Below are 17,351 nucleotides of genomic sequence, written 5' to 3' on the forward strand. Positions count from 1 at the left end.
TGGATCGTCCGATGTTCGATTTTACCACCGACGCCGATCTGCCCAAGCCTGAACTCTATCGCCAGCTCGTCCAAGCTTGTGAGGCGATAACAGCAGACGAGCGTGATCCCGTGGCGAACATGGCCAATGTCGCCGCCCTGATGGCCGAATTCCTCCCCGCGCTGAACTGGGCGGGGTTCTACCGCGTCCTCGAAGGCGAGCTGGTTCTCGGCCCGTTTGTCGGACGGCCTGCGTGCATCCGCATTCCGCTGGGCCAGGGCGTTTGTGGCACCGCGGCGAGCGATGCCCGCACCCAGCTGGTCGAGGACGTGCATGCCTTTCCAGGCCATATCGCCTGCGATGCGGCCAGCCGTTCCGAACTGGTCGTGCCGATCATCCGCGCGGGACAGGTGCTGGCGGTAATCGACCTCGACAGCCCCGATCTCGCGCGGTTCGACGCAGAGGATGCGGCCGGGATCGAGCGGCTCGCAGGCGTACTCGCAGACCGAATCTGACCGCGCACAGGGTTTATGGTCCAATTCGGGACATTGGCCATGAATCCTTGGTTCTCCGCGGGAGGTAATGGTAGATTTTCGGTTAATTCCGGGAATCGCCCCGGCCGGCTGTAAGGGGGAATACCGATGCGAGCCCAAGTTGTGATTTTGCGCCCGATCGTTTCGACAGTTCTGGCTTCTGCCGCCTTGGCCGCGGCGGGTCCCGCCTGGGCCCAGTCCGAACAGGACATAGTGTACGAGGCGGAAGTGGTGATCCAGCCGCTCCCCGGATCCGCGCCGCAGCAAATCGAGCGTGAAGCCGGGTCCCAGCCCGCACCCGCGCTCGCCCCTGCGCAGGCAACAGAAGAAGATCCTACCGGTTACGAACCCGGTTACGAGGACGAGTATCCGGCTCAGCGTCACGTTGAAAGCCGCATCGAACATCGCGGCATGCGGGCTCTGGAACCCATGCATCATCAAGCGGGCTACCCCTCGATGCGCCATGCGGCTCCGATCCTGTCCGGCCATCCGGTGGGTGCGCCGGTCTATTTCCCCCAAGCCGGCTATCCGGGCGGGGTGGTGCAATATCCCGGCGGATACGAGCAGGACCAGTTTGCCCGCGACGGATGGCTGGAGGAATGCCGCGCGCGTTACGCCGGCGGTGACGGCCGCGGCGAGCGGCGCGGCCGGACAATCGGCGCATTGGTTGGTGCCGCTGCGGGAGGCCTCATCGGCAACCGGGTGGCTGGACGCGGCGACCGGCTGCTCGGGACTGCGATCGGTGCGGGCGTCGGCGGTCTCGCCGGCGCGGCAGCGGGCTCAGCCATCGGCGGATCGTCGGATTCGCGCGAAAGTCTCGATGAATGCGAGGCCTTCCTGATTCAGCACGAAGCGCAGTGGCGCCAGACGAATTATGGCTACGGCCCGGTCATGCTGGTGCCGATCATGGTCCCGGTCGAGCAGCGCGCGGTGGTCCGCGAATACGTCACCGAAGAATGGGCCGAAGAAGAAGTCATGGTCACGGTGCCAAGCAAGACGGTCCGCCGGCTCGCCCCGGCACCCAAACCGGTGAAGACAGTTCCGGTGAAGACCAAGATGATCAAGAGCGGCCGCTAAGACCGCGACTTTCAGGGGGCAGTTTCGGCGGAGACGCCGCTGCCCCCACCACGTACGCCGCTGGAAGCCTCGGGCGCTGCGGCCAGGGATATGGCGGCTAGGCTTCCCGAACTATGAGCCGCCGTAAGCCTGCTGTAGGCCAAGCGAACGATCCCCATGCGGGCTATGTCGGCACCGCGGCCCAGGACGACCGGCGCATCGATGCCGGTGACTACCGACAGCGCGCGCGCAGACTCCGCTGCCACGCGCAGGCGGTATTTGCCGTAGGGCACGCGTTCGAACAGGAAAAACCCGTCGAATTCGCTCATCGTTGCCGCCACCGTGGCACCGCGCATATCGATCAATTCCAGCACGACCCCAGGCAGATCAGCTCCCGCTGGCGATTGCAACGTTCCCTCTACCTCGCCGGAGGGAGAGATGGGGAGTTCGATGATTGTTGCCACCCCCGGCCGGGGAACCACGACGATGCCTTTGGTTGACGGCGCCAGATACGGATCACCGAGCGACGATTCGTCGACCCCGACCAGGATTGGAATATAGGGCCGCAGTCCGTCCACGATCGCGCGGCCCGTCTCATCGGTGATCGCATCGGTCGTCCGCAGGCCCGCTTCGACATAGACATCCTTCAGGACATCTTCGTCCGGGCCGCGAAGGCCGTCGCCATCCTCGTCGCGGAACACGGTGACCGCCGCCTGGCCGCTGCGCGCGAGCTTCTTTTCGGAGAAGCGAATGCCGCCGTTCACCGGATCCGGACCGAAGCTGAAGGCAAGCGCCAGATTCGCACCAAACCCGCCGCTGGTCCCGTAATTTGCGTTGGTCCGCAAGGCGAACTGGTCGAACCGGTGGGTATAGCCCAACCCGAACGTGGTTTCGTGCCGGGTGGCTTCGTATTCGATCTCGCCAGTAATATCGCTGCGCTCGCCGAGTGACTTATCGGCGGAGATTCGTATCGTTTCCAGACCTTTGTTACGACCCGAAAGATCGAAACCAGCCGCACCACGCAGACGCAGCCCGAATTTTCGGGTATTGGCGAGCAGCCGCAGACGCGTGGTTTCGCGGGTCGCGGCGGGTCCGGGCTCGTCAGTCCGCTCGTGCTGCAATTGCGCGGTCAACGCGATGCCCTGCAGCCCGACTGCAGTCTGCAGGTACCCCTTGGTGATCCTCGAACCGTCGCTCAATGCCGACCGGTCGACCGCCGCCTGCACTGGCAGCACGAATTTGCCCAAACGCAGCGAGGTGTCGAAATTGAAGCCGTAGCGATAATCGAGTCCTTCACTGACGAACTCGCTCGCGAAGTCGCCTCGGACCCAGGTGGCGTTGGCACCGAGGTTGAAACTGCCCAGCCGCCCGAGCGCATTGGTCTGCAGCACAGCGCCCGCGCCCAGTTCATGCGCCGCGGCGAGTTCCATCTGCATCGAACCAAGAGTCCGGTACAGGCTGCCTTCGACGTAGTTGCGCCGCCTGGTGTTCACCACGAGACTCTGCATGCCGAGCGCGGCGCTGGTTCGCTTGTCGATCCCGCGTTCGACCCCGATACCGCCCCTCCACGCATGCACCGCGCCCACATTGACCTTCCGCAGGTCGATCAGGTCCCGGTCGTCCTGCAAGATGCCGGCCCAGTAATAGGTCTCGCCCGGTTCGACGTTGTTGACCCCGACCGGCTGATCGAACCGTTCCCTGCGCACTTGGCCCTGAGGACCGTAAAGCACCACTTCAAGATCGTTCTCGCCATAGAACAGGTCGACATCGAGGAATTCGTAGCGGCCGTCATCGCTTTCCATCTGCGAGGCGATCAACTGCCCGTTGCGATAGAGCTCGGCATCCCAACCTGTCGGCATGGTTCCGCGGATTGTCGTGCTTGAAAACCGCGATTGCCGGCCGAGCGGCTGGTTGCTGATATAAGCTCCGCGGCCAACCGCGCTCTGGGCGGTCAGCTGACTGCTTTGCGTCTCGACGTCACCGGCGGCAATTTGCGTGGCCCCAAGCGGGCCGAGCAAATTTCCTGAAACGTCGTTGCGAAACGCGCTAATCCTGAGGGAGTTGGGCTTGAACCGGTCATCCGAACTGAGCCGAGCGTCGAAGCTGGCGCCGGCCACTTCACCGGCAGCGTAGAGCTCGAACCGGCCCGAAGTCTTTGAATTCGAATTTGAATCATAGCCAGTTCGGACAACCGCGTCGACCGAAGGCGTGCGCCACATCCTGTACTCACTTGGCGCGTGGGGATAGGCCGCCAGATCGAACGCCTCGCGTTTCGGCCGAAGTCGCGCGGCACGACTTCGGCGCTCGAGCGCCTGCATGAACGGCAATTTCGTGTCGCTTTCGAGCCGGATGGCCGAATTGAACAGGTCCGGCGTCAGCGTGACGCCAAACCAGCGTGACAGCGCCATGCTATCAACGCACCACCCTTCAGGCGTGTCGAAAATCTCACCACCGACCGGTGCTGCACTACTGTTCACGTTTTGTACCGTATTGGCTGCGCGGTCGAGGACGAATTCTTGATCCTCGGAGAATAGCCAGCCAGTTGCGCGGCGCGACTTCTTGTCGAGGCGAATGGGCAGATCAAGTGATTGAATGACGTCTGCAAGGTCGAGGCAAACGCCCTTATCTGTCTGATAACCACGGATTTCGTTGGTCAATTTGTAAGATCCGACGCTCATCTGCAGCAACAGCGCATCGTCGTCGTTGGGCTGCCAGGTTGGCGTAGATGCCTGCGCCTGCGCGCTCACCGGACCCGCAACGCCAAGAACCGCCGCAAACGCGGCGGCTACAAGGGCCCAAGGGTGAGGGGATGACATCCGGAGGACTTTCGGCCGAGGCCGTCCCGTTCAGCCGAGTACCGCGTCGACCGATGCGATCACGGCTCCGCCGGCTTCTGGCATTTCGCGGTATTCGAACCGTAGCTGGCCTTTCATCGCCGCCGCTTGTTCCGGCGTCAGGTCGAACTCCATGGCGCGTTCAGCCACCTCGCTGTAAATTGCGATTCCCCGCGCCAGAAAGACCGGCTCGTCGCTGCCGGGACGGGTGACGCGAAGCTCGCCGTAGGTCGATTTCGTACCATTGCGAACCATCGCCAAGCGCAGTTCTGGGCCACGAACGCCTTCGGCAACTTGCGGATTGCTGATTGCCACTGTCGCTTCCAGCCGCCCGTGGCGGACAATCACCGGAATGGTGACTCCGTAGATTGGAACGAGCTTGATCCGGATCCCCTGGCTGTCCTCGGGCGCTTCGGTGACCGGGGTCGGTTTGGGAATTGCCCGGAATGACATGTGCACGCGGTATTCCCCGTCCGGCAGTTCAGCCCCGGGACGCGCCGATATGCGGACCGACTGCGGCTGGCCCGGCGGCAGGGTAATCCGGCGCGGCGCGTAGCGGACCATTGCCAACGCGGCCTGCTCGAGTTCGTTGGCATCGTCTGTCTCGACATCGATCAACTGGCCGGTCGCCGTCATTCGTCGCAGTTCCAGCTCGATGCGGTACGTCGCTTCTTCAGACCCGATGTTGCTGAGAATGACTTCGGTGCCGCGGCGTCCGTCGAGGATTATCCGGGTCGGAGCGACCAGCAGGTCGCCTTGCGCCGCTGCGGGCGCGGCCGACAGGATACCGCCGAACGCGGCAATGGCAGCGCAGGCAACACTGATGAAACGGGAGAAATTGTTGGCCATGTTCTGTGTCATTCCCAGGAAGATTACGACCGCGTTGCGCGGCGTATCGGTAGTTATCCTGAGGCGGTAACCGAATAGGGTTAATATCGGTTAAACATGACGGTGGGCGCGATCCGATAGTACACACAGCAAGGGCCGCGCCCTGTGTGGACGCGGCCCTGCCATCTTATCAATCGTTACCGGACGATGCCGCTATTCGGCACCGCCGCCGGTGTCGAATTAGCTATATTCGACAGATACGGCGAAGGAACCTTGGTAAACCCCGGCCAATTCGGTGCCGTCAAAGGTCAGATCACCGCCGACTTCAAACGTGGCGAGTCCGGTCGCGCCCAGGGTCACTTCGTAATAATCACCCATTGGATCTGTAATAAAGGCAGCGTCCGAATTGAAGTTGGTGAGCTCGAGTTCATCGGCTGCGGTTCCGATAACCCCCCCGCTGCGAAGCAGGGTCACGGCCGGCGTATCGAAAGTGATGGTTACATCTTTCAGCGCGCTGCCTGCAGTAACGTTGAAGGTCGCGGTTTCGGTCGTCCCGCTGCAAACAATGCCGGCGGCGGTGCAATTAAGAGCGCCCGTGTCGGCATCAAGCGATACGGTACCGGCGCCGGTTACGACCATCGAACCGAAATCGAGCTTGCTGCCTGCGTCCAGTTCCAGCTGGAGTGCGGTGAGGATTTCGGCAAAGGCGTCAGCCGTTGCGGTGTCCTGGGCCTGTGCAACGCTGGACATGCCGAGCGAAGCGGCGACGACTGCGCTGGCAGCGCCAAAACGGAGAAACTTTTTCATAGTGATGTGGTCCTTAAAAATGGTCTTCGATCCCGTTCGGGAAGACCATTTCCGGCTCCCCGCTGGATGAACGCCCCTGTCCATCCAAGAGCCATTAAGTAGAACCACTGCGTTCAATCTTTGCTTCTGGTTATGGTTAACAGGTGAACCCTTTTCTGTTAACCTATTCGGCAAGCAAGTTCCGATATCTCGTTGATATTGTTTATAAAGATTAGGCTCAACTAAATGTCGCCGCCCGTCAGGCGCTGGCAGACCAAGTCCAATTGGTCGAGGGTGCGGTAACGGATGGTGACCGTTCCGGACCTCGGATCGACGTCTGTCTTGATCTTCACGGCGAGCCCGAGAAATTCCTCGAGATGCCCCTGGACTGCCGCAATGTCGGCATCCTTTGCCGGATCGCGCGAGGTCCTTGCCTTGCGGCGTTCTGTCTCGGAATTCGCCGGCGCCGATCCGGCTTTGACCATCCGTTCGATGTCACGGACCGACAGTTTCTGCTCCACGGCCTGCCGGGCGAGCGATACGGCGTTATCGTAGCCGATCAGCGCCCGGGCATGCCCCATCGACAAATCGCCCTGCTCCACCAGCGTCAGGATCTCGTCCGGCAGACCCAGCAGCCGCTGGAGATTGGCCACATGGCTGCGCGATTTGTCGACCAGCTTGGCTATTTCGCCCTGCGTCATCTCCTCCTCATCCGCCAGCCGCTGGTAGGCGCGAGCTTCCTCGACCGGATTGAGGTCCTCCCGCTGGATATTCTCGATCAGCGCCAGCGCCATCACCTCGCGCGTGTCCAGATCGCGCACCAAGGCGGGAATTTCGTGCAATTGCGCTTTCTGGGCTGCCCGCCAACGACGTTCGCCGGCCACCAACTGATAGCGTCCGCCAGCAAGCGGGCGGACGATAATTGGCTGGATAACCCCCCTCGCCGCAATCGAGGCGGACAGTTCTGCCAGCGCATCTTCGTCGAAATAACGGCGCGGTTGCCCGGGCAGCGGCTCGATCGACGCGATTGCCAAGGATGCCAGGCCGGACCGAGGGTGCCCCGCCCCCGAACCGGTTTTGGCGCTGTTCGATGAATCGTCCTGGCCAGCCGCCTTGCCGAGAACCAGCGGTTCCTCCCGGCGAGTTTCGCCCATCAAGGCACTTAGCCCCTTGCCAAGCTTCTTCTTGCCTTCCGAAGCTGCGCGCGCCGGAACGGAGAAGCGGATCGGATCGGCGTTAGGGTTACTCATGCGGCTTTCCTCTGTTCAGGCAATCTTCCGATCAATTCGCGAGCGAGCGCAATGTAGGCGCGGCTTCCCGCGCAGGAATGGTCGTAAACGAGCGCTGGCAACCCGTGACTGGGCGCTTCCGAGAGGCGAACATTGCGCGGAATGACCGATTCGAAAACCAATCCGGCAAGGCAATCGCGCACATCGTCGGCGACTTGGTCGGTCAGCCTGTTGCGGCGATCGAACATGGTCAAAACAATGCCGACGATGCCGAGGTCGGGATTAAACCGCTGCTGCACGCGTTCGACTGTCAGCAACAACTGGCTAAGACCCTCCAACGCAAAGAATTCGCACTGCAGCGGCACCATCAGGGTATCGGCAGCGCCGAGCGCGTTCAGCGTCAACAGACCGAGCGAGGGTGGGCAGTCGATGAAACAGATGTCATGGGCCGTATGACCAGTGAGCGCGTCGCGAAGGCGCGCGGTGCGGTCTTCCACGCTGACCAGTTCGACCTCGGCACCGCTTAGATCGACTGTCGCGGGAATGATGTCGAGGTTCGGGATGTTGGTCGGCTGGATGCAATCGGCAAGAGCCACTTGGTCAACCAACAGATCATAGCTGGAGCAGACGCGGGCTTCAACTTCGACCCCCAACCCGGTCGATGCGTTGCCTTGCGGATCGAGGTCGAGCAACAACGTCTTCCATCCCGTTGCGGCCATCGCGGTTGCAATGTTGATGGCGGTGGTAGTTTTGCCTACTCCGCCTTTCTGATTGGCTATCGCGATGGTTATCATGAGGTCACCTTATTGATTTAACGCAATTTTCCGACAATTATTCCCGATTCCGCATCTGTGAGCGATTGTTTCACGTGGAACAGCTCTTTTCGTCGTTCAGACAGCGCTTCCAATTCTTGCGCCGCCGACTGCCCTTTCGGCAACAGCCAGAAGGTATCGCTTGTGGAAAATCGTGCCGCCAAATCGAGAATAGTCGCCAACGGAGCAAACGCCCGGGCGGATATGACCGATGCCGGGACACTTTCCACGAGTTCCAGTCGGCTTCCGACTACGTCGCAATTGGCTAATTGGAGCTCCGCTACGAGATGAACCAACCATTCGATCCTGCGCTTACGCGATTCGATCAGCTTGATGGGCAATTCAGGGCGCATTATCGCGATAATAATCCCCGGGAGACCCGCTCCCGTCCCCAGATCCAACCAAAGTCCTGTTTCACGTGGAACATGTTCGAGCAATTGTGCACTGTCAGCGATATGCCGTTGCCAAACCACTCCAAGCGATTGCCTCGCGACAAGGTTCTGCTTAGCGCTTTCCGCGACGAGCAATTCTACGAAACGATCCATTTTGTCCATCGCTGCAGCATTGCAACGCTCAGAGACATAGGATCGGGCCGAAGCTTCGTCCGTAATCATGCTGCTTGGCGCTCACGACGCCGGGCGAACACCAGCACCGCCGACAGCGCTGCCGGAGTTATCCCAGCCACCCTCCCCGCCGCAGCGAGGTTCTCTGGTCGCGCTTTCGCAAGCCGTTCGGTCATCTCGTTCGAAAGCCCGGGCACGGAGTCGTAAGGAAAGTCTGGTCCCAAACTTACGGCTTCACTCGCCCGCAGTTCGCGAAGTTCGCTGTCTTGCCGAATCAAATAGGGCGCATACGCCGCATCCTCCGCGAGCTCCTGACCAACATCATCCGTCGGTTCCATGCCCTCAGGCAGCCAGGGCTCGAGCGTTTCCAAAGTGATCCCGCCGAAACGAAGCCATTCGCTGATCGGCTTGGTCCCGTTATCCCGGCGCACGGGAAGCCCGGACGTCTCGAGCTCAACCGCCGAAACATCCGCCGCTATCGCTTCCGCCCATTCCGCTCCGCGATTCAGCCGCGCCTCAAACCAAGCTTGCCGGTCCGCGCCGATACATCCGGCCTCAATTCCGAGCGGGGTAAGCCGTGTCACGGCGTTGTTCGCGCGGAGCCTTAAGCGGTACTCGGCGCGCGACGTCAGCATCCGGTACGGTTCCGTAACGCCGTGCAACGTCAGATCATCGACCATTACCGCGATGTAGGAATTTGCCCGGTCCAGTTTCGCCGGCTCCCGACCTGAAACCGCCGCAGCCGCGTGGATACCCGCGACCAAGCCTTGGGCTGCCGCCTCCTCATATCCCGTCGTACCGTTGACCTGCCCCGCACAATAAAGTCCCGGCATATCGGTCAGTTCAAGCCCGCTAGTCAGGCAGCGCGGATCGATATGATCGTATTCCACAGCGTACCCGGGCACGACGATTTCCGCCCGCTCCAGACCTTCCATGCTTTGCACCATCGCATGCTGGACATCGGCAGGCAGCGACGTGCTGATTCCGTTGGGATACACCAGATGCGTCGAAAGACCCTCCGGTTCCAGAAACACCTGATGCCCGTCCCGGTCGGCAAAGCGATGGATCTTGTCCTCGATCGAGGGACAATAACGTGGGCCTTCTGCACCGATCGCACCCGAGAAGAGCGGTGAACGGTCGAGGTTCGCGCGAATGATATCGTGGCTGCGCGCGTTGGTGCGCGTGATCGCGCAAAAGACCTGTGGGTTTAGTCGCCGCCTGGTCATCGGAGACATGGTCCAGCGCTCGCTGTCGGTGGGCTGCTCGGCGAGCCGTGCCCAATCGATCGTCCGTCCATCAATACGCGGCGGCGTGCCGGTTTTCAGCCGCGCCATTGGTAATTTCGCTTCGCGCATTTGCGCTGCAAGCTTGCTGGCCGAAGCCTCTCCGATACGTCCACCGGTCAGGCGCTCCTCACCGCGAAACAGCTTCCCGCCAAGGAACGTTCCGGTGCACAGTATCACCGCAGCGGCGGTCAGGGCTGTGCCATCGGCAAGCACGAGGCCGGCGACTTTACCTGAACGAAACAGCAATTCCGCCGCCTCGCCAGCGATCAGGTGGAGATCGCCCTGCCTCTGCAATTGGCTCTGAACCGAGGCCTTGAACAACGCCCTGTCTGCCTGGACACGTGGTCCCCAGACTGCGCTACCCTTCGACCGGTTGAGCATCCGGTAATGAATAGCTGCAGCGTCCGCTGCCTTGCCAATCACCCCGTCGAGGGCATCGACTTCGCGGACCAGGTGCCCCTTGCCCAGCCCGCCGATGGCCGGATTGCAGCTCATCGCGCCGATTGTGCTCAAGTCGAAGTTCACAAGGCCCGTGCGCATGCCCATCCGCGCAGCAACGGCCGCTGCCTCGACCCCGGCATGCCCGCCGCCGACAATCAGTATCTGGAAATCATGCATGCTTGCCCGATAGTCGAGGCAACGCTTTGGGTCAAAGGCTCTCGCGGCAGGGCGACCTGTGTTTCACGTGAAACAACTCCAATCGTCAGTACGGTATCACTTCCCAATGCAGAACCGGCCGAAAAGTGTATCGAGCAGGTCTTCGGTAGCGCTTCGCCCTATCAAGCGGTCGAACGCTGCTCGCGCGCTTCGCAAGTTTTCTCCGGTAAGAAGCAGGTCTCCAGATGGACAGATCTCGTTGAGATTATTCAAAGCTTCGGTCAGCAAATTGTGCTGTCGGTCGCTCAAAGCAACTTGCCCCGTTTTGGGTAGCGCAATCGCAGCGTGCGCGGTTAGCCGGTGGCGCAATTCATCCACGCCCTCTCCGGTAACCGCTGATATACGCAGCAAAGGTGATGATTTGCCACCGGAAGCGCTACAGTCGATCTTGCTTTCGATTTCCCAAGCCCCTGGCGGCCCTTCCCCCTCATTACCCAGCCACAGGACAAGATCTGCTTGGTTGAGAGCGGAATGCGCGCGCTCGATTCCGATAATCTCGATCGGGTCGACGCTGCTTTCATGCAGACCGGCTGTATCGATAAATGTGAAGGGTATGCCGGCAATCGCGCAGGATCGCTGCAAGATATCCCGCGTCGTGCCCGCAGTCGGGGCCGTAATTGCCGCCTCATCCTCCACTAATGCGTTGAATAAAGTCGATTTTCCCGAATTTGGCGGTCCCGCAAGTACAACCCTGAAACCTTCCTTGAGCGCCCGCGCCCGGGGCCGCGCCAGCCAGTCGCCGATACCTGCCCGGAGCGCGCCAAGGCCTTCAGCGAAGGATGAAGGAAGGTCGGCGGCATCTTCCTCGTCGGAGAAATCGAGAACCGCTTCTACCTGTGCGGAAAGTATCAGGACTTCGCTTCGCCAACCCTCGACCACGCGCGAAAGCCCGCCGCCAAGCATCGCGATCGCCGACCGGCGCTGAAGTTCTGTCTCCGCCTCGAGCAAGTCGGCGAGACCTTCCGATTCGGCGAGGTCGAGCCGGCCGTTGACGAAGGCGCGGCGGGTAAACTCGCCGGGTTCGGCATGGCGGAGGCCATCCATCGCGGCCAGCGCGCTTTCGACCGCAGCGATGACTGCGCGGCCTCCATGCAGGTGCAACTCTGCGGTGTCCTCGCCCGTTGCATTGTTCGGCCCTGGCAGGAACAGCACCATTGCGTGGTCCAGAATACCTCCGCCACTGTCCTTCAGATAGCGCGCGACAGCGCGGCGCGGAGGCGGAAGCTTTCCGGCAAGGTTCTCCAACGCGGCGGCCGCGCGGGGGCCGCTGATGCGGATTACCGCTATCCCCGCGGGCGCTGATCCGCTGGAAAGGGCGAAGATTGTTTCCATTATTACAATCACATACCAGCGCGAAAGGTTAAGCGCTGCGGATCATTCACCTTTTTTCGTGGTGCCCTTGCCCATCATGCCGCCGCTGGCTGCGTTAAGGCCGCCCTCGACGAAGTTCTGGAACAGTTTAAGTCCGACCTGGCCCATCGGGGCAAGCTGCTTGGCATAATCCTGCAGCTGTTCCGGGTTCGAGACACCCTTCATCGCCTTGGTGATGGTGTCGACATAAATGTCGTTGGCTTTGCCTACGTCGGGCAGGCCCATGAAAGTCCGCGCCTCCTCCGGCGTGCATTCTATTTCTACATGGACCTTCATCGCGTTTCCTCCGTTGGGCTATATATATGGTGACCGTCCTGCCCTGCACAACACCGCGCCGAGTGTTGACGATTAGTCGGGTTTGGTAAAGCCTGCACGTAAGCGGCTGGACAGGAACCTTCGCCGCACCCGTTCCTAACCATGCCCGCAAGATAACGAGGAAACTTTCATGAACGATACCGCCACTATCCAGACACTTTCCGGCGAAGGCAGCTTCGAAGCTTACGTTGCCAAGCCGGCCGGTAACGCGAAAGCGGCTATCCTGGTTATCCAGGAAATTTTCGGGGTGAACCAGGGGATCCGCGAGAAATGCGACAAGTGGGCCGAAGCCGGCTATCTGGCGGTGGCTCCGGACCTGTTCTGGCGCCTGGAACCCGGCATCCAGCTCGACCCCGATGTCGAAGATCAATTCAACCGTGCGCTCGAGCTGTTCGGCAAATATGACGCCGACGAAGGGGTCAAGGATATCGAAGCGACGATCCATTGGATCCGGCGCGAAGCCGCCGTGTCAAAAGTCGGCTGCGTGGGATACTGCCTCGGCGGGAAGCTGGCCTACATGACGGCGACCCGCACAGATATCGATGCGTCGGTCGGTTATTACGGAGTGATGATCGACCAGATGCTGCGCGAGGCAAAGGCAATCGCGCACCCGTTGATGCTGCATATTCCGACTGCCGATCACTTCGTCAGCGCTGAAGCGCAAAAAGCGATGCATGAGGGATTAGACGACCATCCGAAGGTTACACTGCACGATTACGAAGGGCTCGATCACGGCTTTGCGACCGAAAGCGGGAAGCGCCGCAATGAGGAAGGTGCCCGGCTTGCCGACAGCCGGACCGCTGAGTTTTTCGCGAAGCACCTGTTGTAGCATCCGCTGACCGCCCGGCGGACGGTACACCGGGCGCCGACCCGATTGCCAAAGTAGCGGAAAGGTGCCGATACCGGCCACCTTCCCGCCGTTTGTTTACTGGTTCATCGTCGCGAAGAAATCTTCGTTGGTCTTGGAATCCTTCATCTTGTCGAGCAGGAATTCCATCGAATCGATCGTGCCCATCTGCATGAGGATGCGGCGCAGGACCCACATTTTCGACAGCTTGTCCTTCTCGACCAGCAATTCTTCCTTGCGGGTGCCGGACTTACCGACATCCAGTGCGGGGAAGATGCGCTTGTCGGCAACCTTGCGGTCGAGGACGATTTCCGAGTTGCCGGTGCCCTTGAATTCTTCGAAGATCACTTCGTCCATCCGGCTGCCCGTATCGATCAGGGCGGTCGCGATGATCGACAGCGAACCACCTTCCTCGATATTCCGCGCCGCGCCGAAGAACCGCTTCGGACGCTGCAGGGCGTTGGCATCGACACCGCCGGTCAGCACCTTGCCGGAGCTTGGGACCACGGTGTTGTAGGCGCGGCCAAGCCGGGTGATGGAATCAAGCAGGATCACCACATCGCGTTTGTGCTCGACCAGGCGCTTGGCTTTTTCGATAACCATTTCAGCGACTTGCACGTGGCGCGTGGCGGGTTCGTCGAAGGTTGAAGAGATTACTTCGCCCTTCACGCTGCGCTGCATGTCGGTGACTTCTTCGGGCCGCTCGTCGACCAGCAACACCAGCAGGAACACTTCGGGATGGTTGTCGGTGATCGCCTTGGCAATGTTCTGCAGCAGCACGGTCTTACCCGTCCGCGGCGGCGCCACGATCAGCGCGCGCTGGCCCTTGCCCTGCGGCGAGATGATGTCGATCACCCGCGCCGATTTGTCGACCACGGTGGGGTCGAGCGTATCGAGATTGAGCTTTTCCTCGGGATAGAGCGGCGTGAGGTTGTCGAAATTCGTCCGCAACCGGACCTGGTCGGGGTCTTCGAAGTTCACACTGGCCAAGCTGGTCATCGCGAAATAGCGTTCGCCATCCTTGGGTGCGCGAATTTCGCCTTCGACAGTATCGCCGGTGCGCAGGCCCCATTTGCGGATCTGGTTCGGCGAAACGTAGATATCGTCCGGGCCGGCCAGATAGTTGGCTTCGGGGCTGCGAAGGAAGCCAAAGCCGTCCTGCAGCACTTCGATCGTGCCGATGCCCATGATCTGGTCGGTGTATTCCTCATCCTCCGCCAATTCGCGGAGGATGCAGAACATCAGGTCCTGGCGGCGCATGGTGGACGCGCCCTCGACCCCCAGTTCTTCCGCCATGCTGACCAGTTCGGCGGGGGGTTTGGCTTTGAGTTCTCTAAGATGCATGGCAATCGAGTCCGATAGATTGGTCCGGAAATCCGCACGCGGAAACCCCGGGAATTTTCAAGATAGGCGGCAGGTCGTCAGGGCTTGGAGAAAGCAGACCCGGCTTCGATTACGGCGAAGCCTCAGCCGAATTGGCCAAGCAAATACGCCGACACGGGCCGGACGTCAATCGGCCTGTTCAGAACGGTTTGACGATCACCAATACGACGATGATCGCCGCCGCGACGCCGGGTACTTCGTTGAGCAGGCGCAGTTTCTTGCCGGCCAGCGGACGTTCGCCGCGGGCCAGCTTGCGGGCATAGGCGGACAGATAGCCGTGATAACCCGACAGCAGCAGGACCAGCAGCAGCTTGGCGTGGAACCAGCCCTGCGCGAACGCCCCGATCGAACCGGCCAGCGCTAGGCCGAGCAGCCATACGATGATGATCGAAGGCAGCAGGATAATCTTGAGAAGCTTGTTTTCCCGGTCGATCCAGCGCGCTTCCTCGGGGGAACCTGCCTCGGCTTCCTGGTGATAGACGAAGAACCGCGGCAGCATGAACAGCCCCGCCATCCAGAAGATCACGAAAATCACGTGGCCGGCCTTGAGCCAGAGATACACCATCGAGAGCACTTCCTGCATTAGAGCGATGTAGGGAAAGACGCCGTCAAAAGCACCCCTCGTGTAGAAATTAGCCGCGCCAGCCGCGAACGGTAGCGATCAGTTGCTCGACGTGGTCGATCGGAGTGAACTGGCCGATCCCGTGGCCAAGGTTGAACACATGCGGGCGGTCCGCGAAGCATTCGAGGATGTGCACGGCTTCACGGTCGAGCGCTTCGCCGCCAGCCAGCAGCAGCAGCGGATCGATGTTGCCCTGCACCGGCATTCCGGCAGGCAGTTCGCGCGCTGCCCAGACCGGATCGATAGTCTCGTCAATGCCCAGCGCGTCGACCCCGGTTTCGCGCGCATAGGCAGTAAGTTTCTCGCCCGCACCCTTGGGAAATCCGATCACCGGCACACCGGGATAGCGCGCCTTTACCGCTGCGGTGATGGCGGCGTTGGGGGCAATGACCCAGCGCTCGAATTCGGACGGAGCCAGGGTGCCCGACCAGCTGTCGAACAATTGCACCGCTTCCGCGCCGGCTTCGATCTGGCCACCGAGATATTCGACGGTTACCGCAGCAATGGCGTCGATGATCGCCTGGAACGCCGGTGGATCGCGGTACGCCATTGCGCGCGTTTCATGCTGGTCGCGGCTGCCCTCGCCAGCGACCATGTAGGTCGCGACGGTCCACGGACTTCCGGCAAAGCCCAGCAAGGTGGTCTCAGGGCCCAATTGCGCCTTCACCTTGGCCACGGTCCGGTAAATCGCCTCGAGGTGCTGTGGCGCCGCTTCCAGCCCTTCCAGTGCGGCATCCAGCAGGCGCGGCGACAGTCGTGGACCTTCACCGGCCAGGAATTCCAGATTCTGGCCCATGGCGTGGGGAACGATCAGAATATCCGAAAACAGGATGGCACCGTCGAAGCCGAACCGGCGGATCGGCTGGATGGTCACTTCCGCGGCGGCATCGGCGTCGTAGACCAGGTCCAGAAATCCGCCCTTTTCACTCCGCAAGGCGCGATATTCGGGCAGATAGCGTCCTGCCTGCCGCATCAGCCACATGGGGGCCTGCGTACCGCGATGTCCGCGCAAGGTTTCGAGCAAAAGACCAGGCATCGAGGGAGTCCAATCAAAATAATAAAGTATATAATAAGGATTGTAGGAGTCTGTTGGCCCTGTGGATTTCGGGGACAACCCGGCTTTGCCCGACTTGTCCCCGATTGGCCACATCGCGATGCTTGTCGAATCCGCATGGCTGCGCGTCAAGCAATAGCTATCCCCGTTGTCCCCAGCCTGTCGATAACAGGCTTATCCCAGCCACAAGTCGGGGCTGCGATGCCGGTCAGCGGGGAGCGAATTGCCGCCGGAACTTGTCGACGGACTTGTCCCGTGGTTTATGCCGGAACTTGTCCACACGCATTTTACCCCTCGCGGGTCGCCCGTATGCGCGCCCTCCAGCAGCAGGCCGAACATGAGTCAACTTCACTTGCATCTGGTGTCCGATTCAACCGGTGAAACGCTGGAAATGGTCGCCAAGGCCGCCCTTGCCCAGTTCGAGGATGCCCAGGTTGTCCGCCATTTCTGGCCGATGGTCCGCTCGCGCCAGCATCTCGACCGGATCGTCCCCGATCTTGCGGATAATCCGGGCCTGGTCCTGTTCACGCTGGTCAATCCGGAAACCCGCGCCCGGCTGGAAGAACATTGCCGCCAGTTGGGACTGCCTGCGGTGCCCGCGCTCGATACGGTCACCAGTGCACTCGAAACGCAGCTCGGGCAGGAAGCGCACGGCCGTCCGGGCCGCCAGCATATCATGGACGACGCCTATTTCGGCCGGGTCGACGCGATCCATTTCACCATCGCGCATGACGACGGGGTCGGGTGGGAAGACTGGGAGGAAGCCGATATCCTGCTCGCGGGGGTTTCGCGCTGTTCGAAGACCCCGACCAGCATCTATCTCGCCAACCGCGGGTACAAGACCGCCAACATTCCGCTGGTGATCGAAAGCCCCCCGCCCGCCGCGCTGTTCGGTTTGCGGCATCCGCTGGTGGTGGGCCTGACAACCGCGCCGGACCGGCTGGTCCAGATCCGCCGGAACCGCCTGCTCAGCATGAACGAGGCGGCAGAGACGTCTTATGTCGACGGTGACCGGGTGCGCGAGGAAATCCATTTCGCCCGGCGGATGTTTGCCGACAACGGGTGGCCGGTGATCGACGTGACCCGCCGCTCGATCGAGGAAACCGCCGCCGCAGTGATCAAGCTGTATAACGAGCGGGGTAAGCAGGACAATCCTTCGCACGGCGGCCCGAAGCCGATATGAACCATCCGACATG

At 61.2% G+C, this 17,351-nt stretch carries 16 protein-coding genes; 4 read left to right on the forward strand and 12 right to left on the reverse strand.

All coding sequences use genetic code 11. The features are described from left to right. Positions 1–11 precede the first annotated feature (11 nt). Together GRI65_RS08250 and GRI65_RS08255 are read left to right on the forward strand one after the other, a co-directional pair. Complete coding sequence (locus tag GRI65_RS08250) at positions 12–494, forward strand: GAF domain-containing protein (protein ID WP_160756042.1); 483 nt, start codon at positions 12–14, stop codon at positions 492–494. Positions 495–620: 126 nt separating this feature from the next. Continuing rightward, complete coding sequence (locus GRI65_RS08255) at positions 621–1,589, forward strand: glycine zipper 2TM domain-containing protein (protein WP_232844007.1); 969 nt, start codon at positions 621–623, stop codon at positions 1,587–1,589. A gap of 11 nt (positions 1,590–1,600) precedes the next feature. On the opposite strand, the gene GRI65_RS08260 is transcribed toward GRI65_RS08255, so the two are convergent. The 9 genes from GRI65_RS08260 to GRI65_RS08300 all read right to left on the reverse strand — a co-directional run bounded on the left by GRI65_RS08260 (position 1,601) and on the right by GRI65_RS08300 (position 12,210). After that, positions 1,601–4,315, reverse strand: a complete 2,715-nt coding sequence (locus GRI65_RS08260; protein ID WP_160756043.1) for an MSCRAMM family protein — start codon at positions 4,313–4,315, stop codon at positions 1,601–1,603. 99 nt (positions 4,316–4,414) lie between these two features. Beyond that, positions 4,415–5,251: a fimbrial biogenesis chaperone gene (locus GRI65_RS08265; protein ID WP_202391227.1), complete on the reverse strand. Its 837-nt coding sequence runs from the start codon at positions 5,249–5,251 to the stop codon at positions 4,415–4,417. 219 nt (positions 5,252–5,470) lie between these two features. Next, positions 5,471–6,037, reverse strand: coding sequence for a DUF4402 domain-containing protein (locus GRI65_RS08270; protein WP_160756044.1), 567 nt, complete (start codon positions 6,035–6,037; stop codon positions 5,471–5,473). Between the two features lie 221 nt (positions 6,038–6,258). Next, positions 6,259–7,266, reverse strand: coding sequence for a ParB/RepB/Spo0J family partition protein (locus GRI65_RS08275; RefSeq protein WP_160756045.1), 1,008 nt, complete (start codon positions 7,264–7,266; stop codon positions 6,259–6,261). Further along, the gene (locus GRI65_RS08280; RefSeq protein ID WP_160756046.1) at positions 7,263–8,039 is read right to left on the reverse strand and encodes a ParA family protein; all 777 of its coding nucleotides are present in this window, start codon (positions 8,037–8,039) and stop codon (positions 7,263–7,265) included. Before GRI65_RS08280 ends, GRI65_RS08275 begins: the two co-directional genes overlap by 4 nt. Positions 8,040–8,056: 17 nt before the next feature. Beyond that, entirely contained in the window at positions 8,057–8,671 is a 615-nt protein-coding gene (gene rsmG, locus GRI65_RS08285; RefSeq protein ID WP_160756047.1) for a 16S rRNA (guanine(527)-N(7))-methyltransferase RsmG, read from the reverse strand. Continuing rightward, complete coding sequence (mnmG, locus tag GRI65_RS08290) at positions 8,668–10,524, reverse strand: tRNA uridine-5-carboxymethylaminomethyl(34) synthesis enzyme MnmG (RefSeq protein WP_160756048.1); 1,857 nt, start codon at positions 10,522–10,524, stop codon at positions 8,668–8,670. The genes rsmG and mnmG overlap by 4 nt, the downstream gene beginning before the upstream one ends. A 96-nt stretch (positions 10,525–10,620) precedes the next feature. Then, a complete protein-coding gene (gene mnmE, locus GRI65_RS08295; RefSeq protein WP_202391228.1) occupies positions 10,621–11,895 on the reverse strand; it encodes a tRNA uridine-5-carboxymethylaminomethyl(34) synthesis GTPase MnmE in 1,275 nt (424 codons plus the stop codon). Between the two features lie 42 nt (positions 11,896–11,937). Beyond that, positions 11,938–12,210 (reverse strand): DUF6489 family protein, encoded by a 273-nt coding sequence (locus GRI65_RS08300; protein ID WP_160756049.1) that lies wholly within the window; start codon positions 12,208–12,210, stop codon positions 11,938–11,940. A 169-nt stretch (positions 12,211–12,379) separates the two neighbouring features. Between GRI65_RS08300 and GRI65_RS08305 the strand changes: the two genes are divergently transcribed. Continuing rightward, positions 12,380–13,078: a dienelactone hydrolase family protein gene (locus GRI65_RS08305; protein WP_160756050.1), complete on the forward strand. Its 699-nt coding sequence runs from the start codon at positions 12,380–12,382 to the stop codon at positions 13,076–13,078. A 96-nt stretch (positions 13,079–13,174) separates the two neighbouring features. Here GRI65_RS08305 and rho read toward each other — a convergent pair whose 3' ends face one another. From rho to hemE, 3 genes are all read right to left on the reverse strand, one after another. Further along, entirely contained in the window at positions 13,175–14,440 is a 1,266-nt protein-coding gene (rho, locus tag GRI65_RS08310; RefSeq protein ID WP_160756051.1) for a transcription termination factor Rho, read from the reverse strand. Positions 14,441–14,618: 178 nt separating this feature from the next. Beyond that, complete coding sequence (locus tag GRI65_RS08315; RefSeq protein WP_160756052.1) at positions 14,619–15,062, reverse strand: CopD family protein; 444 nt, start codon at positions 15,060–15,062, stop codon at positions 14,619–14,621. 49 nt (positions 15,063–15,111) lie between these two features. Continuing rightward, positions 15,112–16,137: a uroporphyrinogen decarboxylase gene (hemE, locus tag GRI65_RS08320; protein WP_160756053.1), complete on the reverse strand. Its 1,026-nt coding sequence runs from the start codon at positions 16,135–16,137 to the stop codon at positions 15,112–15,114. Positions 16,138–16,492: 355 nt separating this feature from the next. On the opposite strand from hemE, the gene GRI65_RS08325 reads away from it, so the two are divergent. Next, the gene (locus GRI65_RS08325; protein ID WP_160756054.1) at positions 16,493–17,338 is read left to right on the forward strand and encodes a pyruvate, water dikinase regulatory protein; all 846 of its coding nucleotides are present in this window, start codon (positions 16,493–16,495) and stop codon (positions 17,336–17,338) included. Positions 17,339–17,351 lie beyond the last annotated feature (13 nt).

Source organism: Allopontixanthobacter sediminis (genome assembly GCF_009828115.1).
Lineage (GTDB): Bacteria > Pseudomonadota > Alphaproteobacteria > Sphingomonadales > Sphingomonadaceae > Allopontixanthobacter > Allopontixanthobacter sediminis.